The organism is Kangiella spongicola (genome assembly GCF_003194565.2).
GTDB lineage: Bacteria > Pseudomonadota > Gammaproteobacteria > Enterobacterales > Kangiellaceae > Kangiella > Kangiella spongicola.
In genome coordinates, this window is record NZ_QICH01000001.1 from 414,589 (window position 1) to 438,475 (window position 23,887).

Here is a 23,887-nt window from a genome sequence, read left to right on the forward strand (position 1 = left end):
GTTTATAGGTTTATGTTTTAGGTATTTAAAAGAATGTTAAGAGCTAGTCATATATTTTCAGATAATTACAAGCACCTGTCACTGGACGAATGGCAGGGATTGATCACCAAAAATTACGCAGTCGATGAATCGGATTATCTGAATGAACTGCTGGCGCTAGCCAAGCCTGATAAGGACACCATTGAAAAAGTTACTCGTCAAGCCAGCGATCTTGTCACTGCTATCCGCAAAGACGAACGCTCTAAAGACGGTGTGGAAGCTTTCCTTCAGCAATATAGCCTGAGTACTAAAGAAGGCATTATTCTGATGTGTTTAGCGGAAGCATTATTGCGTATCCCTGATGCACGAGTCGCCAACGATCTAATCCGTGACAAGCTGAGTGCAGCCGACTGGGAAAAACACACGGGGCAAAGCGACTCTTATTTAGTCAACGCTTCCACTTGGGGCTTAATGCTCACCGGTAAAATTGTCGATACTGACAAAGACCGTGATGGTAAGCCTGACAGCATGATTCGCGGGCTGATTGCTAAGTTTGGCGAGCCTGTTATCCGCCAAGCCATGAACCAAGCCATGCGTATCATGGGCCGTCAATTTGTACTCGGTCGCACCATTAAAGAAGCACTTAAGCGTGGTTCTAAAAGCGTTGAAAAAGGGTATACCCACTCTTTTGATATGCTTGGCGAAGCGGCTTACACCATGCCTGATGCTCAGCGTTATTTCCAAGCCTATAGTAACGCCATCGAAGAAATTGGTAAGGTTAAAACCCAAGACGGGGTTAAAGCTCCTAGTATCTCGATTAAGCTTTCAGCGCTTCATCCGCGTTACGAAGAAGGTCAACGTGACCGCGTTTTAACAGAGCTAGTCGCCACCGTGAAGAAGTTGGTTGAACAAGCACGCCAGCTTGACGTTGCGGTGACAATTGATGCAGAAGAAGCTGATCGCTTAGAGCTTTCTTTAGAAGTTTTCGAAGCTGTTTATGACTCTCCGGTTTGTAAAGACTGGGAAGGTTTCGGACTCGTAGTCCAAGCTTACTCGAAACGTGCACTACCAGTGCTTGGATGGCTTAATACTTTATCCGCCAAGCATGGTCGCCAAATTCCTCTGCGCCTAGTTAAAGGTGCTTATTGGGATCAGGAGATCAAATGGTCACAGCAAGGTGGTTACGCAAGCTATCCAGTATTCACGCGTAAGTGTGGTACCGACGTTTCTTATTTAGCGTGTGCCAAATACCTACTACAAACCGAAGGTAAACTCTACCCTCAGTTCGCGACGCACAACGCGCAAACGGTGTATAGTATTCTAGAGATGGCTGGTAATAGCCGTCAATTCGAATTCCAACGCTTGCATGGTATGGGCGAGTCTTTGTATGACTTAGTATTAAAGCAATACCCTGACCTCAGCTGCCGTATTTACGCGCCAGTAGGCAATCACAAAGACTTATTACCTTACCTCGTAAGACGATTACTTGAAAATGGTGCAAACACTTCGTTTGTACACCAGTTGGTGGATGAGAATACGCCGATCAATGATTTAGTAGAGCATCCATGCGTGACCTTGCAGAATTTTGAAACTTTGCATAACGACCGCATTCCGCTGCCGCCACAGCTTTACAGAGACTTTGGCGAAGATCGCGAAAACTCAAGTGGTACTAATTTACATATTCATAGTGAGACAGAGCCTTTTATGAACCAGGTCAAACATTTCTTAGATAACCAGTGGCACGCCAAGCCAATTATTGATGGTCAAGAACACACCAGCACTGAAGAGCAAGTGATTTGTCCTTACGACCATAGCCATACGGTAGGTACTGTTCATAAAGCTACCGAAGAGCAAGCGCTACAAGCTTTAGACGTTGCCCATAAAAACTTCATTGCGTGGGACATGACGCCGGTACAACAGCGCGCAGCCTTACTCGATAAAGTTGCCGATTTGTTGGAAGAGCATAAACACGAACTTATCGCGCTATGTAGCCGTGACGGTGGTAAAAGCATCCAAGACGGTATCGACGAGATTCGTGAAGCGATAGACTTCTGTCGCTACTACGCTTACAACGCACGTAACCAGTTTGGCCACGAAATTCATCTTCCAGGCCCTACGGGTGAAAGTAATGACCTCTATTTACAAGGCCGTGGTGTATTCGCTTGTATCAGCCCGTGGAACTTCCCATTAGCTATCTTTATTGGTCAGGTTGCTGCGGCTCTAGTGGCGGGTAACACCGTTATCGCAAAGCCTGCGGATCAGACTACGCTAGTCGCATACCGCGCGGTTCAATTAATGCACCAAGCTGGTATTCCAGGTAGCGTGCTTCAGTTTGTTCCAATCCGTGGCTCAGTTCTAGGTAAAGTGATTCTAGCTGATAACCGTATCGCTGGCGTTGCCTTTACAGGCTCCACAAGCACCGCTCACACGATTAACCGCACCCTAGCAAGCCGTGATGCCATGTTGTCGCCGCTGATTGCTGAAACTGGTGGTCAGAACGCCATGATCGTTGATAGCTCTGCTCTACCTGAGCAAGTAGTTGAAGACGTCATCCACTCAGCTTTCACCAGTGCGGGTCAGCGCTGTTCAGCACTTCGTGTTCTTTATGTACAAGAAGAAATCGCCGACAAAATTATTGAAGTCTTGTCGGGTGCGATGCAAGAATTACGTCTTGGTAATCCTACAGACTTATCAACTGATGTTGGCCCTGTGATTGATATGGCTGCGCGCGAAGAGCTACAAGAGCACATTAATGAGCTTAAAGCAGCCGGAAAACTAATCGCCGAAACGCCAATGCCAGAAGGTTTAGAAGGCCACGGTAGCTTCCTATCACCGGTCGCTTTCGAAATCGACCACATCAACGATTTAACGCAAGAATGGTTCGGCCCAATCGTACATATCGTGCGCTACAAAGCCAAAGATTTGGATAAGGTTATCGACCAAATCAACAACTATGGCTTTGGTTTAACTCTAGGTGTTCATTCGCGTAACGAAGAAACAGCGATGTACATCGATAAGCGTGCTCGTGTTGGTAACGTCTACATTAACCGTAATATGATTGGTGCTACGGTAGGTGTTCAACCATTCGGTGGTCAAGGTCTATCAGGTACTGGTCCTAAAGCGGGCGGACCTTTCTACTTGTATCGCTTTGCAACTGAGCATACTCGTACCAATAACACTGCAGCAATTGGTGGTAACGCAACACTTTTATCACTGGGTGATGAAGATGTATCGCCAGAGTTTTTAAAGGACTCGTAATTGCTAGCTAGTTAAAACGTCCAAAAGGCACAGCTCGTCTGTGCCTTTTGTGTTTCAGAAGCACCCAAATACAGACAAACGCCTATGGCACAAATATCCCAACAATTTATAGAACACATCCAACAACAACTGCCAGAATCCGTTCCTCTCGATGATTTATTGAGTGCCTGCCAATGCCCACTGCGCAAGAGCATCCGCGCTAATCTGCTAAAAGTTTCGCCCCAGGAATTACGCCAAGAATTCGAATCTCATGGTTATAAGCTAGTACCAATTCCTTGGTGCGATGAAGGCTTCTGGGTTGATGAAAGTGAAAAGGCATTGCCTGAAAGCCTAGGCAATTGGCTACCGCATCTCGAAGGACAGTGTTACATCCAAGAAGCCAGCTCGATGCTTCCGGTCAAAGCTTTATTACATGATTTCGAATGTCACGAAGACTCAGCGTTCCTCGATATGGCTGCTGCACCAGGCTCAAAAACGACTCAACTCACCGCACAGATAAACAACCAAGGCTTAGTCGTGGCCAACGAACTATCATCATCACGACTTAAAGGGTTGCACTACAACCTTCAACGTTGCGGTGTTACTAACTCGGTACTTTGTCATACCGATGCTCGCAACTTTGGCGAAAGAACGCCTGAGTTTTTTGATGCGATTCTTTTGGATGCGCCATGTGGCGGCGAAGGCACAGTGCGCAAAGACGAGCAAGCGTTAGCCAACTGGAGTATCGATGCCGTACGCGCCATCTCTGAGCTACAAAAAGATCTTATTGTCAGTGCCTATAAAGCGCTAAAGCCGGGTGGTCGACTGGTTTATTCCACCTGTACTTTATCGAAGGAGGAAAACCAAGAAGTCTGTCAGCATCTACTGGACCTATATGGCGACACCATCCAAATAAAGCCTTTATCTGGATTGTTTGAAGGCGCAGATAAGGCGCTCACTACAGAAGGTTATCTGCACGTTTATCCTAACCTCTACGACTGCGAGGGATTTTTTGTTGCTTGTTTTGAAAAACAACCATTACACGGACTAACGACCGACAATATTAGCAACTCAAACACTCGCTTTAGTTTCACACCAATCTCCGCTGAAAATTTCGCAACAGCTTCAACACATAGCAGTTTATTCGGCTGGGATATTGGCTCTATCAAACAGCAGCTATGGCAAAAAGACAATCGTGGTAAGTCGGAAGAGATCTGGTTATTGCCTAAATCCACGGAAAAGCTGTGTCAGCATATTAAGCTCAATCGATATGGCATCAAGCTCATGGAAATAAGCAAACACGGTACAAAGCTGCATCATCAAGCCGCCACTAGCTTTGGAGAGAGGTTTTCTCAACAAAAAATTGAGCTTACGGGGCAACAAGCGGAAGACTATTATCAGGGCAAGGACATTTTCCTAGAGTCACCTATAAAAGCACCGAACCATAAAGAATATATGGTCACTTACAAGCAAACCCCGCTTGGATTAGTAAAGCACTTGGGAAATAAATTAAAAAATAATTTGCCTCGAGATTTGGTGCGAGACAAAACTTTCAACGAATTACCTTGATAAAAAACCTGACACTTATGACACCCCTTGTCATAAGTGTTCCAGAACTGAAACAGTTTTGTCTACAATTTCCATCCTAGTTCTCACCATAACTATGATCCTTTCCTCAAATCCAATTCAAAACTGCATTATCGTTACTTTATTAGCAACCTCTAAAGTGTCTATTTTTTCGACAGCTGTTTTTTCATTCACTATAGCGTTACATTTTTAACCGTAATTTAAATGTTTAAATTACATGGTAGTGAAAGCCTAGAACAATCTAGGGAAGCAATAACTCAATAATGAGTATCATGGAAACAATCCTATTTAGGAGGAAGTAATGAAACTATTAACAACATTATCTTTGGCTGCACTACTAGCTGTTGCTGGTTCAGCTGCAACAGCTCATGAGCGTGGCAAGCTTGTGGTGAAAAACGATTCCAGAGATGCTACAGCGGTTGGTGGCGAAATGATTTCTGAAAGTTTTTCTGCAGGCCTTTTTAGTGCTAGTGGATCATATCTAGAAATGGCTGGATCACGCGCAAATGCAGGCTCCGTGGTTGTAAACGGATGCCCTTGCCGTAAGAAAACTGTTATCCACAACAAAAGCCGTGGCGCACTAGCGGTTGGCGCAGCAAATGCTGGCTCAGTTGTTATTAACGCAGGTCTTTTGGACTAACGATTCTTAGACGGTAACTTTGCGATAAAGCAACCGTCGTTTCGACGTAAAAAAACTAACACTAATATTTTTGGAGATTACTATGAAATTATTAACTACTTTATCTATAGCTGCACTAGTTGCAGTAGCAAGCACAGCAGCAACAGCTCACGAACGTGGCAAGCTTGTTGTGAAAAATGATTCTCGTGATGCAACTGCGGTTGGCGGTGAAATGCTCGTAGCATCATACAGTAGCGGTATCCTTTCAACTTCTGAAAGCATCCTTTACGCTGCAGGCAAACGCGCAAACGCAGGCTCAGTAGTTGTGAATGGCTGCCCTTGCCGCAAAAAAACCGTTATTGACAACAAAAGCCGTGGAGCACTAGCGATTGGTGCAGCGAATGCCGGTTCTGTTGTAATTAATGCAGGGTATGGCTTCTAAGTCATATTCCTCAACCTGGTCACTACCAGCCGCATGGAAACATTAAGGAGACAATTATGAACACAAAACGCTTATCTTTTCTTCATGGAGGACGAGACAAGAAAATGCTTTTGAAGAGTATTTGTTTTCTTAGTGTCTTCCATGCACTTATATTTTTACCAGCCGAAACTCAGGCCAATGAACGCTATCAAGCAAAGGGCCTAAACGGTAAAGCTACAAGCTTTTACGGTCGCTACGGTGCCGATCTGGTAAACATTCAATACATCAAAGCCGATATTATCGGTACTGTAAAAAAATCAATCCGCGAGGGTAGTGATATCCTACAAGATTTAGACGAATACATCATACCGACAGCAAGTGGTAGTGTGTTTGTGTTACCTGGCGTCAATGCCGACGAGCTAATAATTTATAACGATGGCTCAGGTTTTCCGATAGCTATTAAACGTTAAGACTAGGGGGGGGAATGATGAAAAAAGGACTTTTAGTCATCAGTGTGGCTGCCGTGATTAATGGCTGTGCAGTGTCCACGTCAACGACAGAGTTTTCCAAAAAGTTGGAGATGCCAAAACCAACTAAAACCGTCGCTACAGACTACTTAAGTTGCTTTGGGGATATGCTCACTGAATATCGCTATGCGGCGGGCAACGGCACGATTGACCCTTTGCGCATCGCAATTGTTTCAGTAAATGATGCAACCAACGTATCTACCGTGCAATATCCTAACAGTGAGATTCCGAACGATTTCACCAACATGACCTTAAGTATTGCGTCCAAAATTGGTGGCCCGATTCGAATCGTGCATATTCCAAAGGATAATGAAATCATCAGCGCTTATCAGTACGGCGCGACCCCAGGCAAGAAAGACCCCTTTTTTAATACTTACGGAGCTAGTCACTACCGTCAAGACACCATCCAAATTTACGGTGCATTGACCGAATATGATCGCTTTATACGAAACGCACGCCGTTCTCGTGATGCCTCGGTCGAAGTTGGTGGTGGTAGCGGTGAGACTGATTTTGAGTTTAGTCGCTTTGATGACAAAAACACCGCCCGCATGACCATGGACTTTTATACCGCTCATGGTTTTGTCGGCGATATTGTCAATCACAGCAGCGCCACCAATACGGTTCAACTATTCCAGCGCGGTCATGATCGGAGCTATGGCATCAGTGTGGACGGTAACTCTCTCGGTTACGCCGTGTCGCACTCTATCGTCGATGCTCGCCACAAGGCTATCCGACTACTAATTGAATGGGGAATGATAGAAACTCTCGGTAAGTATGAATACATCCCCTATTGGAAATGCTTACCAAACGCTAACAACAAAGAAGTGGCCCACTTCAAAGATTTAATTGGCACAGACAGTGTGATCAACTTTGCTGAACTGCAAAAGCAGAAGGAAACGCCAGAGGCGTCAAAAGAAGAAACAGACTTGATCGATAAGCGTGACAAGAACTTATTATTATCTGTTCGCTCAAGCTACGAATACGCTGAGTACGTTGATGATAAAGTCAGACAGCATGTGCCACGTCCATTAGAGCCATCGCAAACTGCAATCAAGGATGGACAGACAGGAAAAACATTTAAGGTTCAGTTTACGAGCAAAAAAGAATTGCTCTCTGGCTTGCTCAAGTTATACCAAAAAAATAATGCCCAATATAACTCACTTGGTTTAGACGTTGTACTCGACATGTTACATGAGGACTTTGTTAGCAAAGGTGTTTTATCAAAGCAAGATGACAAGTTTAGCAGCGATATGTATCTTGCACTTTGGCTGAACGCACCGGTAAGACGCAACGCCCGTTGGACCTATTAATTTGTATTAGTCGTTTACGTTAACATCTTCAAGGCTAGGCAGTGTAAACTCCTGGCCTTTATACACAATCATCAAATCATTCTCTAAAATTTCTTTAATCACAAAACCTTCCTGCGTTTTATCGCCTTCGGCATAAGCTCGACCATTCAGCATCACAAAGCGATCATCAGGTTGCGTGGCATAAATATGCGTGGTGTAGATAATTTTAGGCAGATCAGACTTAGTCACTTTCTTTGCGACTTGCACTCTTTGTGGAGGCGTTTCTTTCACTCGTGCAGAAACGTTAGGTCTCGCCACTTTTTGTACCACCGGCTCAGCTACCTGCAAAGGTTTGTTAACCACAACGGGCTCGTTAGTGGTAGCATCATTCGACATAGAAGTATCGCTACTGCTTGATGGGGTTACAGTAACCGTACTGCTTTCTGATTTTATAGAGCCAGCTTTAGTATCGCTAAAGCCACTCAAGTTTTCATTGTTACTAGCAACATTGCGCTGAGCCATTTGTTGATACGCTTCATCGGCAGAAGGGTTTAGCAACATAAAGGTCAAAATAGCAACGATTAAAACTAAAACCATAACCACACTAGGCCATAGCCAACGCTTTAATGAGTTCTCTTCATCAAAATTACTGTAATCATACTCTGAGGCATGATCGCTCGATAGATCAGGAACTTGATCCTTATCATTCTCAGGCTTATTTTTTTTCAGAGCATCAAGAATATAAGACATTATTGCGCTCCTCGTTGCGAAGTCGATAGTTCATTAATCAGTTTCGGGATATTCGCCACCACATGATTATTGATCATAATTACAGAGTGTTTACCAAGAATCCCATCAGACACTAAACCATTTTCCATTTGAAACAATATTAACCAGTCTTCTACTTTCTGACTAAAATAATCAGCGGGAGAAATGTTTACCTGATCAATGCTATAAATCGCATCTGTCAGCCAGCGCACGGTAGCGCCAGAATCCCCTTTTTTAGCATGCTCACTAAAACCATCAGGAGCTTTCCAGAACAGCTGGTACTCGCCCTGCCACAATGGATTTAGACGGCGCGGCAAAACCCTGACTTCATTATCAGCAAACTGTAGCACCAGGTATTCACCATCGATTTCTTTGAGTGTTCCCCAAAATTGCCCCGAAGTTTCTGTGCTAAATTTTAAATTAACAGGGCGATTTAATTGCTTAATATACGCCCAATCCGCTCGGCCTGAGTCACAGTTCAAATTATAGTTGAGCGCATACTCACAGGGTTCCCCCGATTGATAGGGATAATAGTTAACCCCCCATAGCGCGAATAGGTTCCGCGCAGAAACCGCTCCTGTTCGATCCCAGCTTTGCTCTTGCCAAAACTGTGTAGCGACCTCATCATTGGTCATGGTGCCAGCAAGCAAAGTGCCACTATGACTAGCTGCATTGGATTTATTGGAGCTAAGAGTCTCGCTTTGTGAGTTTTCTACAAGCTGCTGTTTTTCTGACAAGTCAGTCGGCTTAAGAAATTGTTTTATAATGATATAACTCAGTAATATCACAAAGACAACAGATGCAGCCACAAACCACCAACGACTTTGCCCAGCTCGAGGCTGCCTCTTTTCTTCGTATTTCCCCAAGACCTCATTGACCGCCTTTTTCACTACAGCTTCATTGATGGTGTTTCTACGTTCAACGAAAGCGCCAAGCAGAGACCGGTCAGTAATAATATTAATTAGTCTAGGGACACCACCACTGGCTTGATAGATTTGCTTGATGGCGTTGCTCTTTATCAATGGGCGCTGAATACCCGCCACGCGTAAGCGATGCTCAATATAAGAAGCGGTTTCCTTTAAGCTTAATGGTTTAAGGTGATATCTTGCTGTGATCCGCTGAGCTAATTGGCGTAACTCTTTTTTGGCTAGCAGCTCTTGTAACTCTGGTTGCCCAATTAATATAATTTGTAGAAGCTTCCGTTCGTTAGTCTCTAAATTGGTCAGCAATCGAATTTGCTCCATCACCTCAACGCTAAGATTCTGTGCTTCATCGATCATCAAAACCGTATTGAGCCCCTGCTCATGGTTCTCTAACAAACGGTCTCTTAATAAATCAGTGAAAGCCTTTAGGCTTTTTTCACCCGGCTCATATTCGATTCCCAGCTCGTCGCACATTGTCGCCATGAGCTCAATTGCATCTAGCTTTGGGTTCAAGATATAGGCTAGACGAACGTTGCTTGATAGCTGCTCCAATAAACAGCGGCATACGGTTGTTTTACCGGTACCCACTTCTCCTGTCAGCATAACGAAGCCACCACCGCTACTGATTCCATACAGCAAGTGGGCCAAAGCATCACGGTGACGCTCGCTCATGTACAAAAAGCGGGGATCGGGCGCAATGGTAAATGGTTTTTTCTTAAATCCAAAAAAGTCGTTATACATAAAAATTGGCTCACACTCTTTGCGAGCGTTTATTGTCTATTATTTCAGCTTTGACTATGATTATGGGTAATATATGCTAAAGCCAATGTTGGTACAATTGCTATGATTACAAGCAGGCTCGCAGGAAGTCGAGCATTACTATTTATAATTATGAGTCTGATAGCGTTTAGCTGTCCAGCTAAAATCTATAAATGGGTTGATAAAGATGGAAATACTCACTTTTCTGACAAGCCACCAAAAGACAAAAGGCTCAAGGCGTCTCAACAAAACCTCGACAATATGAATATTGTGGATATGCCACGGCCGATAAAAACTCAAACCCTATCAAGCACCATGTGTCAGCAAGCCGTTGATAACTTTAGTAAAAATTTCCCAGCCCATAAAAAGCAACTTGAGCGAGAACTTGCGCAAAAGACGATTAATGATATGCAGTTTGCAGACAAACTTTCAGCTTTAGAAACCCTTAAGAAGCGCATAACGGTAAAAAACTGCCATAAAGCTGATCCCAAGCTCAACACCCTGCTACACTGTATGGCAAAGAATCCAAATACCCAGGTGTGTCGTTAGTTTATGCAAATATTCCTAGTTGGTGGCGCTGTACGCGATCAATTACTAAACCTTGAAGTGACCGACCACGACTATGTAGTTGTCGGTGCCACCCCCGAAGAGATGAAGCAACAAGGCTTTAAAGAAGTCGGAAAGGACTTCCCTGTATTTTTGCATCCGCGCTCTGGCGAGGAGTACGCCCTAGCTCGAACTGAACGCAAGTCTGGGAATGGCTATAAAGGGTTCGAAGTTGATTTTTCTAAAACAATCACCTTAGAACAAGATTTAGAACGTCGCGACCTGACCGTCAACGCTATGGCGCAAACTCAAGATGGCGCTATTATTGATCCCTTTGATGGCCAAGATGACTTGAAACATAAAGTTTTGCGCCATGTTTCCCCGGCCTTTGCGGAAGATCCTTTAAGAGTCTTGCGCGTAGCACGCTTTGCAGCTCGATTCGCTCATTTAGGATTTACTGTTGCACCAGAGACCTTGGCTTTGATGACCGAACTAGTGAACCAGGGCGAACTGGAATTTTTAACGGCGGAGCGAGTGTGGCAAGAAACTAAGAAGGCTTTAGCCACTCAATCCCCCCATGTCTATTTTGAAGTCTTACGCAGTTGTGGTGGGCTAAAGGTTTTATTCCCTGAAATCAATGTGTTGTGGGGAATCCCCAATCCAGAAAAGTGGCACCCTGAAATTGACACGGGAATTCATACCATGATGGTGTTGGAGCAAGCTGCGCGGAAGACTGACGATGTGTGCGTACGTTTCGCGGCGGTGTTGCACGATCTCGGTAAAGGCGTGACCAAAAAAGAATATTGGCCCCAGCACCGCGGACACGAAGAAGCTGGAGTGCCGTTAATTAAAAATTTATGTCGCAGAATCAAGGCGCCTAAGGACTATGAAAATCTCGCAGTTCTAGTTTCGCGCTTCCACCTGCACTGCCATAAGATGTTTGAGCTACGGCCAAAGACCATTCATAAAGTCTTAAAGTCCATTGGCGCTTATAAAAGAGAGTTCATCCTTGAGCAATTTATTGTTGCCTGTGAAGCGGATTTTAACGGGCGCTTAGGGCTCGAAGACAAACCTTATAAACACGGCGACTTGCTAAGAGAGTGCTTTAAAGCATCGCACAAGGTAGACGCGCAACCACTCATCGAGCAAGGTTATGAAGGCGCGAAACTTGGTACTGCAATAGAGCGCGAAAGAATAAAGCGCATTCAATCCACAGTTGAGAACATAAAAAAAGCGGCTGATGAATAAGCCGCTTTTTCTGATTCATTTAAATAGAGTAACGAATTAGCTATAAAAAAGCACCAAAAGTCCAATCCCCAAAGCTAAGCGATACCAGACAAAAGGCATAAAGCCTATTTTCTCAAGCCACTTCAAGAATAAGTGAATACAAGCAAAAGCACTAATCGCCGAAACAACAATACCCAAAATTAAGAAGTTCCAATCAAACTTGGCACCTTCTTCGACAAGCTGATACCCCTTGAGACCACCTGGAAGTAGAATTGCTGGAATCGATAGAAGGAACGAATATCGAGCGGCTGCGGTTCGAGAAAAACCTAACATCGCCGCAGCTGTCATAGTAATACCTGAGCGCGAAGTTCCTGGAATTAACGCCAAAGCTTGCGCTATACCGATGGTCACAACATCACGCAACCTTAAGTCATACTCACTCTTGAAATCCTGACGTTTCTTTCCGCTATAACGAGTTTCAGCATAACCTAACAGCAAGCCAAAAATAATCGTTGTCGCGGCAATCACAGGGATCGTGCGTAAATAATTATCGACTATATCAAAAGCTTCTAAAAACAGACCAAACAGACCAACCGGAACCGTACCCCAGATCACAGCCCATGCTAATCGAGAATTAGGCGTCGAACCTTTACCCGTAATTGAACCAAACCAAGCAACGACCATCTCCGCAATCTCCTTACGAAAATAAAGCATCACCGCCATCAAGGTTCCCACATGAACCGCCACATCAAAGGCCAAGCCCTGATCCTGCCAACCTAAAATTTTCGACGTCAAAATCAAATGCGCCGAACTCGAAATCGGCAAAAACTCAGTTAAGCCCTGAATTAATGCTAAAAATACTGCTTGAAGCCAATCCATACTTATTTCCAATGATTAAATGTAGCCAAAGGTTACGCTCTTACCTCCCCTAATGTTGAGTTGAGACAAGTGATAGCTATAGCGATTCAAAACAGGAAGTTTTGAATAGTGACATACAGTCCATGGATGGACTGTATGTCGCGGTGCGTAAAGTAGCTAGACCTTGTCGAAAGTAGTCATGCGATGCATGACCTCAATATCGGGGCATCTTTCTTTTGGTTCCTTTTCTTGGATGAGCAAGAAAAGGAACATTAAAACTATAACTCACAAAACATATGTAGGTTTTACTTCGTAAGACCTACATAAAACCCATACACCATCACCTCAATAAAAATAATAAACCAAAACCAAGCCCCAAAGCCGACGGCTTTTAAGGTGAAGGTATTGAGTTTTTTACTTTTCCATACGAGCAATGTTGATAGGCTTGCTGATATTCCGACCGCAATAACTAACAACCAATACCAGCTTATTCCTTTGCCGGAAGCGGCTAGTGCTAGTGGTGACATAAATAGTGCAAAACTAGCGAAAATTATTTTTTTCATACTGTTTGTCTTCCGAAGGAGCTAAACCCTGAGAGTGCTCCTGAAAAATCTTTGCTGAGCCCAAGGACTTTAATGTTTTGCCCCATTTCGTTAGGCATCAACAAGGTCTGCAGCTGCTGTGCTACGGATACGTGGGGCATTGTATCAGAATCTTCTTTTTGCGCCACAAACTGCTCGATACCGCTCAGGGTCAAAAACTGTGCCTGAGAGGTAAAGCCTAACACCTTTGCTCCTGAGTCTAGCGCTTGTTGCGCTAACTGGGTGAAGTTTACTGAAGCCGTAATATCTTGAAGCCCCAACAGAGTCAATGGCATCGAATGTTTTTTCTGACGATAGTAGCACTGCAAGGTGCCCTGTGGTCGATATGGCGAGTAAAGCTCTTCTTCTTCGTAACCATAATCGAGTAATAGAAGACAACCTTGATTTAGTGTGCTTAATAAAGCACTCAGCCAATCCCCACGAAGATCGTAGGTTTCTGCCAAATAGCCATCAGGCCACTGCTGGCAAATTTCCTGATGTTGTTTTTGCCAGCCACGACTAAAGTCGGTTGGCACAAACGTAAGACTAAAGCCTTGGTCACTCGTTTGCACAAACCCTTGAGCCAGTCCTTGCTCTGTTTGCATCAGTAATTCGAACGGAATAGCATCTACCACTTCATTAGCAAGCATAACGCCATCGAAAGACTGTGGTAAATCTTCTAGCCAAGTTACTCTTGAATAAAGGTGTGGCAGCTCTTCTCGTAGCAAGTCTTGTTGACGCTGCTTTAACTCCGCGGACACTTCCAACACAAAGTAGCGGTCTGGCAAACACTGTTCAGCCTCGCACTGGCGTAAAATATCGCACATTAAACGACCAGAGCCTGCGCCAAATTCGAGAATATGTTTAGCCGTGTGTTGCCACGCTTGTTGCACACTTAGCGCTAACGTTTTGCCAAAGAGCGGTGATATCTCAGGTGCCGTGACAAAGTCACCAGCCTCACCTAGCTTGCGGCTGCCCGCGCTGTAATAACCTAGGCCAGGCGCATACAAAGCTTGCTGCATAAACTCTGAAAAGGGAAGTTTGCCGTGGAAGTGAATCTGCTGTGCGATGCGCTGTGCTAACTGATAGCTCACCTCTATTGCATAGTCATCAGGCCGCGGAACTTCTAGGATCTTGCACTGCTCTGTGAGTAATCGGCAGTAATCCTCAAAGTTTCGACAAAACTGTGGCAACGATGAACTTTCCAGTTCCACTACGAAAACTCACCGCCATCAATCGGCAAGACAGCACCTGTAATAAATTCTTGGCCGACTAAAAATGTGACAGCTTCACCAACCAGTTTCGGCGAACCTGTTCTGCCAAGTGGGATCTTCTCACTCATACGTTCGAAATGATCTTGATCGGCACCCGGCGGTGGCATGATAGCCCCTAGCGCAACACCATTGACTTGAATGTTCGGCGCCAAATCTAACGCTAACGATTCGGTCAAGTGCCACAAACCTGATTTTGACAGGCGATACACCAGATGGTCGCCAGCTGGGCGATTAATCCGAGCGTCTAAAACATTGATGATATGACCCGATATAGGCGTGTTAGCGACAAAGGCTTCGGCTAGTAAAAGTGGCGCACGCAGGTTTAAGCTCATGACCTCATCCCAATCGCCTAGGCCGTCTAGGATTGAGTCATTCTCTGGAAAAATAGCGGCACTGTTGACTAAAATGGTGAGGTCGTTTTCTTTGCAAACGCGTTCCACTAAAGCTTTGCATTGCTGTGGTTCGGCCAAGTTGGCTTGATAAAGTTTAGCGCTGACGCCAAACTTTTTAATCTCTTCCGCGGTTTGTACTGCCTCATGCGAAGATCGGTTGTAATGCAAAGCAATATTATAGCCCTGCTCAGCCAAGGCTAAAGCAATCGCCCGCCCCACTCGAATGGCACCACCAGTAATTAATGCTGTTCTACGAGTCATGACTCCCTCACTCCTTAATGTTGCCAATCAAAATCAATTGCCCACAGTGGCTGCTGGTCTTTATTGGTGAATGATTGCCACAAAGCCTGATACGCTTCGCCGACGACCGGGTGCTTTAAATCTGGTGCAATCTCAGCCAAAGGCAATAGCACAAAAGCATGGTATAACACTTCTCCTCGCGGCAGGCGCACAGGCTTTTCGCACACTAAATCATCATATAATAATAGATCGATATCGAGCGTCCGGTTACTAAACTTAGCTTCGCCACGAATTCGTCCTGCGGCTTTTTCAATCTGCTTAAAGGCTTGATCGACTTGCGACACCGTCATTTGAGTCTTGGCCGAAGCCACCAGATTCAAAAAATTATCGCCGTCAAAACCCACCGCCTCGCTTTCGTAAACCGAAGAAAGTTCTAGGTCAGAGAAATAATAACCGAGTTGCTTCACGCCAAAACGAATCCGATCCTCAGCGTCTTGATTACTGCCTATACTGATATATATCTTTGGCATAACAATCCTAGTGGGCGTCTACCCTTTTGCACCACGCTCAATTAACACGCCTACGTTTTTAGAACCGCGCACCGCCCCTGGCTTGCTCAGTTTTAATTTTAACCACGGAACATTGAACTCAGTTCGAATGATTTCTGCGATCTTTTCCGCTAACGTCTCGACCAGCTGAAACTCAGACTCTTCAACAAAACTAATGACTCTTTTAGCGACCGACTTGTAGTCCAGACACTTGTCAATGGTGTCCTCTAACGCTGCTGGCTGAATATCATGCGCCATCTCTAGGTCGATACTGATGGTTTGGCGAATCTGACGTTCCCAGTCATAAATACCAATCACCGTATCGACTTTTAAATCTTCAATAAAAACAATATCCAAGCGATTTCTCGAACTGTTGTTGTTAGTAGTCTGATAGAATATCAAATTCCAGCCAATTTGTTATCAATCCTCGAATTTTTTGTATACACTAAAGAAAATTGAGGCCAGACGCCCTGTGGCGCAAAACCATTAATCTTTGCCAATCTGCGAAATGGAGCTAGTCGCAACTATGTGTATCGCAAGTACAGCCGAAAACATCGCTGTTACCGTCTACGTTAGCCTGAAGCTAGAGGTTAATTGATGGATTGGAGTGTTGTTGGACTATGGATATTGGCTTACTTAACGGGCTCAATATCCAGCGCAGTTATCGTATGTCGCGTCATGCAACTCCCCGACCCACGTAATTTCGGCTCTAATAACCCAGGCGCTACCAACGTATTAAGGCTGGGTGGCAAAAAAGCCGCACTATTTACCCTACTCGGTGACATGCTCAAAGCAATCATCCCTATCCTCATAGGTTATGCCCTAGATTTGCATAATCGTAACCTAGGCTGGGTTGGCTTTATGGCATTTATTGGACACCTTTACCCGCTGTACTTCAATTTTAAAGGCGGCAAAGGCATGGCCACCTATTTTGGCGCATTAGTTGCTCTTTCACCGCTTTTGTTGGGGTTCTGTGTGGTCACTTGGGTCGTTACCGCATTTTTTAGCCGATATTCATCTCTTGCATCCCTACTATCCAGTTTTGCTGTTGCAGCCTTTGGCTTTTACATGGATCATAGGTACTTCTTCCCGCTCTTTGCCATGTTTTTAATTTTGACCTGGCGCCACCGCCAAAACATTAAAAACCTATGGCACGGTACAGAACGGAAAATTACGGATAACAAAAAGCACCCTAAAGAAAAGGCACCTAAGACCAATCCATGAGTCAAACTAAAGCAATAAATCCACTTCGCCTATTGCCGTTATTAGCTTCTATCGTTGCAATTTCACCGCTAGCGATCGACATGTACCTTCCGGCAATGCCAACCATTGCCGAAGAGCTCAACACGACCCCAACGGCGGTACAGAACTCGCTGAGTATCTACATGGCTGGGTACGCGCTAGGTATGCTAGTGTTCGGTCCGATCGCGGATCGTATTGGTCGTCGTCGAGTGGTGATTATTGGTTTACTAGGCTTCGCCTTCTTTTCCGTGGCCCTAGCTTTTGCCCAGTCTATCGAGAGCTTTCTGACCTTACGCTTTTTCCAAGCGGCTATTAGTAGTGGCGCTACTGTGGTTGTGCCCGGAGTGATCCGAGATATGTACGGACGACACACCGCAAAAGGGCTGTCTTACGTCAGTATGATCATGATGATCGCGCCTATGATCGCACCGAGTATCGGTAGTTTTATCCTGCACTTTACAGGCTGGAGAAACATTTTCTTGGTGCTCGCGGCCTACGCCATCCTGATTCTTGGCTTTGTAATGTGGAAACTGCCGAGCAGTATGCCCAAGAAGAAAAACCGTAAGTGGCTTCGAGAATTTGCCAACAATTACAAAGCAGTCTTCGCCAACAAATCCGTACGACTCGATCTATTTACCTCGATGTTCGCGACTTTTGCCTTTTTCTGTTACCTAACATCGATCTCTTATCTTTACATCAGCCACTTTGGCGCTGACGAACAAACATTCAGCATCCTGTTCGCGGTTAATGTTATCGGTTTATTTATCAGTAATATCATCAACAGCCGCATCGTCGAACGCTTCGGTTCACGCAAACTCCTCCGTTTTGGTTCAATCTATGCCTTGTTTACCGGCACCGCTTTCTTCACCGTACTACAACTCGATCTTGGCCTGTACGCCACAGCAGCCTCAATTTTCCTACTGCTTGGCTCACTGGCTTTTATCACCACCAATTCAGACGCACTTGTGCTCAATACTTTCGCTGAAAAAAGTGGAACCGCGACTGCCGTCATTGGTACTTTGCGTTTTGGCTCAGGCGCTTTAGCTGGCCCACTACTCGCCCTCCTGTTCGACGGCACACCGAGCAACTTTGCGTGGTTGGTATTAGGGTCTGTTGTGCTAGTATTAGCAATGCAAGTATTGAATAATGTACAAAACATTCCGACTATTAGAGCTAGCTAGGAAAATACAGGAAGCTAAATACAATACAACCATAACAGGGGGGCGAATGGAGTGGACGAAGACTGCAGTCCATGGCAAATCGGTACCGCGCTCAAAGTAAGTGCTGGGTTACGCCACAGCTAAACCAACTTACCTACGACTGCACTTGTCTAGTTTAATTCACCCAGCTCAGTATATTATTTAGTTGTTGTTATTAGATCTCAATGAAGGAACATATCTTGATAAATAAATATCAACCTCACCATCTTTCCTATAATGGTAGGTAAAAGGTGCGATCATCACTTTATTATCCACACTAACTGAATTTGCTATATCTTTAATGCGCTCATCGGATACCCCTTTTGCTAATGATCGCAGATTCACTTTACAGACACTTTTTTTACAGTTAACTTCATCTAAAGTCAGACTTTTATCCCCTAATTCAGCAAATTTGCTATAAACTTCTGATGAAATTTCAGACTCTCTTTGAGCAGCCCAGTTATGGTCCCTTACTTCGCTGTTATACGCCTTTCCAACAGAGTTGGTTGAAAATGCTGACTTAGCATTGATATTAGTACCATTTTCATCCTGCCAAGAATAGTATGAACGTATATTCCCAATATCATCATTTAACTTTATTTTGTTGGCAACTTCTAATTCTTTAGAAAGAGCATGATAATCTATATTATCAAGATACTTTTCTAATACTTTTAATTTGGTTTCGGCACCTTCGTACTTCCTAATAAGCTGCTCTCTTGAAATAACTTCCTCAGGTTGACTTAAAAAAACGTCGTTATTAATTTCATCAGTACTTTCCTTTTTAACCTCTCCTTTAACTATAGCTTTATTTTGAGAGCTAGAAATTATAGGTTCTCGACTAGTTTTTACTTGCTCATTACTATTATTCTTATCACCGTCGAAAAGCTGTCCTTCCCAAATTCCAACTACAATTATTGACAATAAAACAGTAACCGCAAATAAGGTTACGACTAATATTCTTCTCATTTAATGCTCCTATCTTTCACTCCGAACCAAGATTGCGGCTACCATTACATTACGTTAATTTTTACGGTGCTTCTGGCTTATCTGAGTCCTCATTTGGCCCATCTCCATTTTCCACCTCCTCAATTGTAGGCTTACGTGTACTTATACACTCACCACCTGGCCCGTCACACACCAATCTAGGAACACCAAAAAACCAAGAGATAGGGTCATCATTTTCTACAACACACCCATTGGTACAATAAACAATACCACCATCTATCGTAATTGATCCCCAGGAAGGCATTGAAATTGCCATCATAAACACTATAACTATAAAGCTTTTTTTAAAATCCATTATTTCTCCTTAATAATTTATATAATTAACCTTTTAACCCTGAAGCCACTCCAACAGTGCAGGGTATAGCAACCTTACAGTAATCTTAAAATAAATAAAGAAAATTTTGAGATTTTTTTTTAAATTCTCATGATGGGTTTTTATAGCTAGTTTAAACCGGCTCCGTTAACTAAAGCTAATCAACCTTTAAAATTTTAAAGAGTTTATTTCATAATTAACCCTGCTCTCCAATCGGCCAACGTGGTTTAGCTCTAACCGCTGGCTCTTCGAATTCACCTTGGCCTTTTAGAATTGCCTGATAGCGACAAAATCCCGCGTAAGCGATCATGGCACCATTATCGGTACAGAATTTAGGGCGTGGGTAATAAGCTTTACCGCCTTTCGACTCAAGTAAGTCGGTGAGCTTTGCTCTTAAAGCAACATTCGCGCTAACACCACCCGATACAACAAGTCTCTTTCTGCCTGTTTGCTCTAGCGCTCTTCGGCATTTGATAAAAATGGTATCAACCACCGCTTCTTGAAACGCATAAGCGATATCGGCTAGGGATTGCTCAGACTTATCAGAGCTATTGTATAAATTAGCCACCGCAGTTTTTAGACCACTAAAACTAAAATCTAAGCCAGGCCTATCGGTCATCGGGCGTGGTAACTTATAAATCCCTGCTTGGCCTTTTTCCGCGAGTTTCGCAAGTGCTGGCCCACCCGGATAACCAAGCCCCATAATCTTTGCTGTTTTATCGAAAGCCTCACCGGCAGCATCATCAATCGATTCACCTAGAATGTTGTATTGCCCCAAACTTTCCACATCGACCAAAAGCGTGTGACCGCCAGAAACCAGCAGTGCCACAAACGGAAATTCAGGCTTATCGTCTTCTAGCATTGGCGCTAATAAATGCCCTTCCATATGATGCACGCCAATAGCAGGGATATCCCAAGCATAGGCCAAGCTTCGACCTACACCAGATCCGACAAACAAGGCTCCAATCAACCCAGGTCCTTTGGTATAAGCGATTGCATCAATATCTTCTTGGTTACAATTGGCTTGCTTTAATACTTCTTTAACCAGCGGGATTGTTTTGCGTACATGATCGCGCGAAGCCAACTCTGGCACTACACCACCATACTCAGCGTGTAATTCGACCTGACTATAAAGTGCATCGCCAATGATTCCCTTTTCAGAATCATATATAGCTACGCCAGTTTCATCACAAGATGTTTCAATCCCCAGTATTTTCAATGCAAATTCGCTTTAATTAATCGTAAAACAATGCAGGAATTATATAGAATTTGAACGGCTATAGCGAGAGTGTGTGAAACATCCTACAAAACTCAAGTTACATTGTATCAACCCGACTGATATCACAGTTTATGGCGGTTCTAACCGCTACCTTTATGCTTCTACCATATAGGGGGAAATCATGAAAAAAACCATAATTCACGCGGCAATAATTACCGCTTTAGCAACAACATACTCCACCACCACTCAAGCCGCGCAAGAAAGTAGCTCGAAAGAGCACACTGCAAAGGACTCTAAAACCATCATTGTCACAGGTACCCGAGTCAGCGGCCGAACGATTGAAGATACAGCCGTTCCGGTTGACTTAATCACTAGCGACATCATCGAGGAATCCGGCGCCAGCGAAGTTGGTGAGCTTTTGCAAAAATTAGCGCCATCCTTCAACTTTTCGCGCACCACCGTCAGCGATGGTACCGATATCATTCGTCCAGCGACGCTAAGAGGCCTTGGCCCCGATCAGGTACTGATATTAGTTAATGGTAAACGTCGCCACAGCCAGGCGTGGGTTAATATCCAACAAACCATCGGTCGCGGTTCTGCGGGTACTGATATCAACTCAATCCCCGTTTCCGCAATTGAGCATATCGAAGTTTTACGTGATGGCGCAGCCGCTCAATATGGCTCCGACGCTATTGCTGGTGTAATCAACATCATCCTCAAAGGCGGAAGCGCTGGCACCACAATTTCTGGTAAATGGGGCCAAACTAAAGAAGGCGACGGAACAGTTAAGCAAGTTTCCGCCAACAGTACCATCGAGCTAGGTGATACTGGATTCTTAAATCTCACCGCCGAGTTTCGAGATCGTGACGCAACCAACCGTGCCGGAATCAGTAATCGCAAAGATCGCGTGATTATGCGACTGGGCGATTCTTCTGCTGAAAATAAATACCTGTTCTTTAATGGTGAAGCAGGCATTGCCTATTTCTTCGGTGGCGTTTCATCGCGCTCTGGTCAATCTGGTGGCTTCTACCGTTTTGAAGATCGCGCTGATCGCAACGTGCCACAAGTGTATCCCGATGGCTTTTTACCATTACAGAACACCAGCGTCGACGACACCTCCCTAGCATTTGGTATTCGCGACTTTATTGGCGAATCGTGGGAGTATGACTTAAGTGCGGTTTATGGCAAAAACGAATACGGCTTCATCGCCTCAAACTCTTTGAACGCCTCCATCGCCGCTCAGTATGTGGCTAACAATCCTGGCGCAACGGACGCGGAAATTGCCGCTAACGCAGGTCCAACACGTGCCGATAGTGGTGGTATCGAATTTCAGCAATTAACCTATAACTTTGATTTAAGTAGTCCGTTGGACTGGGGATTGCACGACGATGTGTATTTTTCCACGGGTATCGAGTACCGCGAAGAGGACTATGGTATCAACGCTGGTGAGCTGGTTTCATACTCTTGTGGTTACACAGGCAGCACCAACAATCCATTCCCTTCAGTTATCGATCCAAACGTTGCTGCGGCCTGCGGCATGCAAGGCTTCCCAGGTTACAGTCCTGAAATTTCAGCGGCAAGTCAGCGCGAGCGTGACAACTATGCCTTTTACATCGACATGGAGTCCAACCTAAGCGATAACTTCCTGCTTGGTATTGCTGCCCGCTACGAAGACTTCAGCGATGCAGGCGACGCTACCACCGGAAAAATATCAGCTCGTTGGGATCTTACTGAAACCTTTGGCTTAAGAGGTGCGGTATCGACCGGCTTCCGCGCACCAAGCTTAGCCCAACGCGCATTCACAACTGTTTTTACCGATGTTGACGGCACTGAATTGTCGCAAACTTATCATGCCCCAGAGGGTAGCGAATTCGCAGCCGCCTATGGTGTTAATAAACTTGAGCACGAGTCTTCGGATAATATGAGCCTTGGCGCAGTGTATAGCCCAGGTAACGGCCTCAGCATGTCGCTCGACGCTTATCAAATCGATATCGAAGACCGAATCGTGCTGGGGGGTGGCTTAAATGGGCAAAATGCTGATGCTAATGGCAACCCTGTGGTAAACCAACCAGCTTTGGATTATCTCAACGCCAATGGTTATAACAAAGGCCAATTCTTTTCCAATGCAATTGATACTGAGACCTTCGGGGCAGACTTTGTATTAACTTACGATTGGGGAACTGAAGGCTTGGGCGATTACACCTTCACCTGGTTAAGTCATTACAATCGCACTGAAGTCAAAGAAATTAATGCACCACAAGGCGTTTTGCCTGAAACACTATTCTCGCAAGCACAAGTCGATAATATTGAAACCGGTCAACCACGCCAGCGCTTGATGCTTGGTTTAGACTGGGCGCTCAATAACTGGTCGTCATCATTGAAAGTTAACCGATACGGTAAAGTCAAAACCTCCTTCTTTACCTGCCAAGGATTGGGCATTCCAACCTCTAACCCTGACGTTTGTAATGGTGCCTTGGGAATCGACCCATCACCTTCAGTCCGCTCAAGCGCCAAGTGGTTAGCAGATCTAGAAGTGCGTTATGACTTCGACAACGGTGTCCGATTAACGGTTGGTGGTAACAACATCACCGATGAATATCCAGATAAATTACCAGAGAACGCCGTTCACCGTTTTATTAGTGACGCTCCGGAGTTTGGTAACTATATCTACCCTTGGGAGTCCACTCCATTCGGTATAAATGGTGCTTTTTACTACGTCAAATTAGACCTCAGCCCATCAAATTAAACAAAGATCGCAAATAAATGGCCTCGAAAGGGGCCTTTTCTTTGCTTTTTGCCTGAAAAATGTTTAAAATTTGCGCCCTTCTTGAGTCAATAGTTTCATTTCAAGAAGTTAACTTTCTGATTTTATTAACATTAACTTAAAGGTTAGGTGATTTTTAATGCCAAGCGTAAGAGTAAAAGATAACGAGCCATTTGACGTTGCATTACGTCGCTTCAAGCGCTCATGCGAAAAAGCAGGTATTTTGGCTGAAGTTCGTAAGCGTGAATACTACGAAAAGCCAACATCTGTACGCAAGCGTGAAAAAGCAGCGGCAGTAAAGCGTGCAGCGAAAAAAGTAGCTCGCGAAAACGCTCGTCGCATTCGCTTGTATTAAGAGCTTATTGAAGCA

General features: G+C 44.6%; 23 protein-coding genes. 12 read left to right on the top strand and 11 right to left on the bottom strand.

The window, feature by feature from the left end:
• Window positions 1-33 precede the first annotated feature (33 nt).
• The 6 genes from putA (at window position 34) to DL796_RS01765 (ending at window position 7,680) form a co-directional block, all read left to right on the top strand.
• On the top strand, window positions 34-3,237 hold the full coding sequence (putA, locus tag DL796_RS01740) for a bifunctional proline dehydrogenase/L-glutamate gamma-semialdehyde dehydrogenase PutA (protein ID WP_110199375.1): 3,204 nt from the start codon (window positions 34-36) through the stop codon (window positions 3,235-3,237).
• 84 nt (window positions 3,238-3,321) lie between these two features.
• A complete protein-coding gene (rsmF, locus tag DL796_RS01745; RefSeq protein ID WP_110199377.1) occupies window positions 3,322-4,785 on the top strand; it encodes a 16S rRNA (cytosine(1407)-C(5))-methyltransferase RsmF in 1,464 nt (487 codons plus the stop codon).
• Between the two features lie 319 nt (window positions 4,786-5,104).
• On the top strand, window positions 5,105-5,443 hold the full coding sequence (locus tag DL796_RS01750; protein WP_110199379.1) for a hypothetical protein: 339 nt from the start codon (window positions 5,105-5,107) through the stop codon (window positions 5,441-5,443).
• Between the two features lie 82 nt (window positions 5,444-5,525).
• Window positions 5,526-5,864, top strand: a complete 339-nt coding sequence (locus DL796_RS01755) for a hypothetical protein (RefSeq protein WP_110199381.1) — start codon at window positions 5,526-5,528, stop codon at window positions 5,862-5,864.
• A 56-nt stretch (window positions 5,865-5,920) separates the two neighbouring features.
• Window positions 5,921-6,313 carry a hypothetical protein gene (locus DL796_RS01760; protein WP_110199383.1) on the top strand — a complete coding sequence of 131 codons (393 nt, stop codon included), beginning with the start codon at window positions 5,921-5,923 and terminating at the stop codon, window positions 6,311-6,313.
• Window positions 6,314-6,327: 14 nt separating this feature from the next.
• Entirely contained in the window at window positions 6,328-7,680 is a 1,353-nt protein-coding gene (locus DL796_RS01765; protein WP_110199385.1) for a hypothetical protein, read from the top strand.
• Between the two features lie 6 nt (window positions 7,681-7,686).
• Here the strand turns inward: DL796_RS01765 and DL796_RS01770 are convergent, their stop codons facing one another.
• Window positions 7,687-8,409, bottom strand: coding sequence for a general secretion pathway protein GspB (locus tag DL796_RS01770; RefSeq protein WP_110199387.1), 723 nt, complete (start codon window positions 8,407-8,409; stop codon window positions 7,687-7,689).
• Complete coding sequence (locus DL796_RS01775; RefSeq protein ID WP_110199389.1) at window positions 8,409-10,091, bottom strand: ExeA family protein; 1,683 nt, start codon at window positions 10,089-10,091, stop codon at window positions 8,409-8,411. Before DL796_RS01775 ends, DL796_RS01770 begins: the two co-directional genes overlap by 1 nt.
• A 150-nt stretch (window positions 10,092-10,241) precedes the next feature.
• Here DL796_RS01775 and DL796_RS01780 point away from each other — a divergent pair, with 150 nt between their 5' ends.
• Both DL796_RS01780 and DL796_RS01785 read left to right on the top strand, forming a co-directional pair.
• On the top strand, window positions 10,242-10,658 hold the full coding sequence (locus DL796_RS01780) for a DUF4124 domain-containing protein (protein ID WP_170114199.1): 417 nt from the start codon (window positions 10,242-10,244) through the stop codon (window positions 10,656-10,658).
• A gap of 3 nt (window positions 10,659-10,661) precedes the next feature.
• Window positions 10,662-11,903 (top strand): multifunctional CCA addition/repair protein, encoded by a 1,242-nt coding sequence (locus tag DL796_RS01785; protein ID WP_110199391.1) that lies wholly within the window; start codon window positions 10,662-10,664, stop codon window positions 11,901-11,903.
• Window positions 11,904-11,939: 36 nt separating this feature from the next.
• Here the strand turns inward: DL796_RS01785 and DL796_RS01790 are convergent, their stop codons facing one another.
• The 6 genes from DL796_RS01790 to folB form a co-directional block, all read right to left on the bottom strand.
• Window positions 11,940-12,761: an undecaprenyl-diphosphate phosphatase gene (locus tag DL796_RS01790; RefSeq protein WP_110199393.1), complete on the bottom strand. Its 822-nt coding sequence runs from the start codon at window positions 12,759-12,761 to the stop codon at window positions 11,940-11,942.
• A 284-nt stretch (window positions 12,762-13,045) separates the two neighbouring features.
• A complete protein-coding gene (locus tag DL796_RS01795) occupies window positions 13,046-13,303 on the bottom strand; it encodes a hypothetical protein (RefSeq protein ID WP_110199395.1) in 258 nt (85 codons plus the stop codon).
• Complete coding sequence (locus DL796_RS01800) at window positions 13,300-14,535, bottom strand: class I SAM-dependent methyltransferase (protein ID WP_110199397.1); 1,236 nt, start codon at window positions 14,533-14,535, stop codon at window positions 13,300-13,302. Before DL796_RS01800 ends, DL796_RS01795 begins: the two co-directional genes overlap by 4 nt.
• Window positions 14,535-15,248 carry an SDR family oxidoreductase gene (locus tag DL796_RS01805; protein ID WP_110199399.1) on the bottom strand — a complete coding sequence of 238 codons (714 nt, stop codon included), beginning with the start codon at window positions 15,246-15,248 and terminating at the stop codon, window positions 14,535-14,537. Before DL796_RS01805 ends, DL796_RS01800 begins: the two co-directional genes overlap by 1 nt.
• 14 nt (window positions 15,249-15,262) lie before the next feature.
• Window positions 15,263-15,757 (bottom strand): 2-amino-4-hydroxy-6-hydroxymethyldihydropteridine diphosphokinase, encoded by a 495-nt coding sequence (gene folK, locus DL796_RS01810; RefSeq protein WP_110199401.1) that lies wholly within the window; start codon window positions 15,755-15,757, stop codon window positions 15,263-15,265.
• A gap of 18 nt (window positions 15,758-15,775) precedes the next feature.
• Complete coding sequence (gene folB / locus DL796_RS01815) at window positions 15,776-16,132, bottom strand: dihydroneopterin aldolase (protein WP_110199403.1); 357 nt, start codon at window positions 16,130-16,132, stop codon at window positions 15,776-15,778.
• 240 nt (window positions 16,133-16,372) lie between these two features.
• On the opposite strand from folB, the gene plsY reads away from it, so the two are divergent.
• Together plsY and DL796_RS01825 are read left to right on the top strand one after the other, a co-directional pair.
• The gene (plsY, locus tag DL796_RS01820; protein ID WP_110199405.1) at window positions 16,373-16,999 is read left to right on the top strand and encodes a glycerol-3-phosphate 1-O-acyltransferase PlsY; all 627 of its coding nucleotides are present in this window, start codon (window positions 16,373-16,375) and stop codon (window positions 16,997-16,999) included.
• Window positions 16,996-18,198, top strand: coding sequence for a multidrug effflux MFS transporter (locus DL796_RS01825; protein ID WP_110199407.1), 1,203 nt, complete (start codon window positions 16,996-16,998; stop codon window positions 18,196-18,198). Before plsY ends, DL796_RS01825 begins: the two co-directional genes overlap by 4 nt.
• Before the next feature lie 180 nt (window positions 18,199-18,378).
• Here DL796_RS01825 and DL796_RS01830 read toward each other — a convergent pair whose 3' ends face one another.
• From DL796_RS01830 to tsaD, 3 genes are all read right to left on the bottom strand, one after another.
• Entirely contained in the window at window positions 18,379-19,182 is an 804-nt protein-coding gene (locus DL796_RS01830; protein WP_110199409.1) for a hypothetical protein, read from the bottom strand.
• Between the two features lie 61 nt (window positions 19,183-19,243).
• A complete protein-coding gene (locus DL796_RS01835; protein ID WP_110199411.1) occupies window positions 19,244-19,516 on the bottom strand; it encodes a hypothetical protein in 273 nt (90 codons plus the stop codon).
• A 214-nt stretch (window positions 19,517-19,730) separates the two neighbouring features.
• On the bottom strand, window positions 19,731-20,753 hold the full coding sequence (gene tsaD / locus DL796_RS01840) for a tRNA (adenosine(37)-N6)-threonylcarbamoyltransferase complex transferase subunit TsaD (RefSeq protein ID WP_110199413.1): 1,023 nt from the start codon (window positions 20,751-20,753) through the stop codon (window positions 19,731-19,733).
• Between the two features lie 181 nt (window positions 20,754-20,934).
• On the opposite strand from tsaD, the gene DL796_RS01845 reads away from it, so the two are divergent.
• Window positions 20,935-23,499, top strand: a complete 2,565-nt coding sequence (locus DL796_RS01845) for a TonB-dependent receptor plug domain-containing protein (protein ID WP_110199415.1) — start codon at window positions 20,935-20,937, stop codon at window positions 23,497-23,499.
• A gap of 157 nt (window positions 23,500-23,656) precedes the next feature.
• Window positions 23,657-23,872 (top strand): 30S ribosomal protein S21, encoded by a 216-nt coding sequence (gene rpsU, locus DL796_RS01850; protein ID WP_110199417.1) that lies wholly within the window; start codon window positions 23,657-23,659, stop codon window positions 23,870-23,872.
• Window positions 23,873-23,887 lie beyond the last annotated feature (15 nt).

Coding starts and splice junctions, on each gene's coding strand:
- rpsU (WP_110199417.1), top strand. CDS start 23,657: ATGCCAAGCGTAAGAGTAAAAGATAACGAGCCATTTGACGTTGCATTA.
- DL796_RS01805 (WP_110199399.1), bottom strand. CDS start 15,248: ATGACTCGTAGAACAGCATTAATTACTGGTGGTGCCATTCGAGTGGGG.
- DL796_RS01785 (WP_110199391.1), top strand. CDS start 10,662: ATGCAAATATTCCTAGTTGGTGGCGCTGTACGCGATCAATTACTAAAC.
- DL796_RS01750 (WP_110199379.1), top strand. CDS start 5,105: ATGAAACTATTAACAACATTATCTTTGGCTGCACTACTAGCTGTTGCT.
- DL796_RS01830 (WP_110199409.1), bottom strand. CDS start 19,182: ATGAGAAGAATATTAGTCGTAACCTTATTTGCGGTTACTGTTTTATTG.
- DL796_RS01825 (WP_110199407.1), top strand. CDS start 16,996: ATGAGTCAAACTAAAGCAATAAATCCACTTCGCCTATTGCCGTTATTA.
- DL796_RS01775 (WP_110199389.1), bottom strand. CDS start 10,091: ATGTATAACGACTTTTTTGGATTTAAGAAAAAACCATTTACCATTGCG.
- DL796_RS01790 (WP_110199393.1), bottom strand. CDS start 12,761: ATGGATTGGCTTCAAGCAGTATTTTTAGCATTAATTCAGGGCTTAACT.
- plsY (WP_110199405.1), top strand. CDS start 16,373: ATGGATTGGAGTGTTGTTGGACTATGGATATTGGCTTACTTAACGGGC.
- rsmF (WP_110199377.1), top strand. CDS start 3,322: ATGGCACAAATATCCCAACAATTTATAGAACACATCCAACAACAACTG.
- DL796_RS01765 (WP_110199385.1), top strand. CDS start 6,328: ATGATGAAAAAAGGACTTTTAGTCATCAGTGTGGCTGCCGTGATTAAT.
- DL796_RS01755 (WP_110199381.1), top strand. CDS start 5,526: ATGAAATTATTAACTACTTTATCTATAGCTGCACTAGTTGCAGTAGCA.
- DL796_RS01795 (WP_110199395.1), bottom strand. CDS start 13,303: ATGAAAAAAATAATTTTCGCTAGTTTTGCACTATTTATGTCACCACTA.
- DL796_RS01845 (WP_110199415.1), top strand. CDS start 20,935: ATGAAAAAAACCATAATTCACGCGGCAATAATTACCGCTTTAGCAACA.
- DL796_RS01780 (WP_170114199.1), top strand. CDS start 10,242: ATGAGTCTGATAGCGTTTAGCTGTCCAGCTAAAATCTATAAATGGGTT.
- DL796_RS01835 (WP_110199411.1), bottom strand. CDS start 19,516: ATGGATTTTAAAAAAAGCTTTATAGTTATAGTGTTTATGATGGCAATT.
- DL796_RS01770 (WP_110199387.1), bottom strand. CDS start 8,409: ATGTCTTATATTCTTGATGCTCTGAAAAAAAATAAGCCTGAGAATGAT.
- DL796_RS01760 (WP_110199383.1), top strand. CDS start 5,921: ATGAACACAAAACGCTTATCTTTTCTTCATGGAGGACGAGACAAGAAA.
- putA (WP_110199375.1), top strand. CDS start 34: ATGTTAAGAGCTAGTCATATATTTTCAGATAATTACAAGCACCTGTCA.
- folK (WP_110199401.1), bottom strand. CDS start 15,757: ATGCCAAAGATATATATCAGTATAGGCAGTAATCAAGACGCTGAGGAT.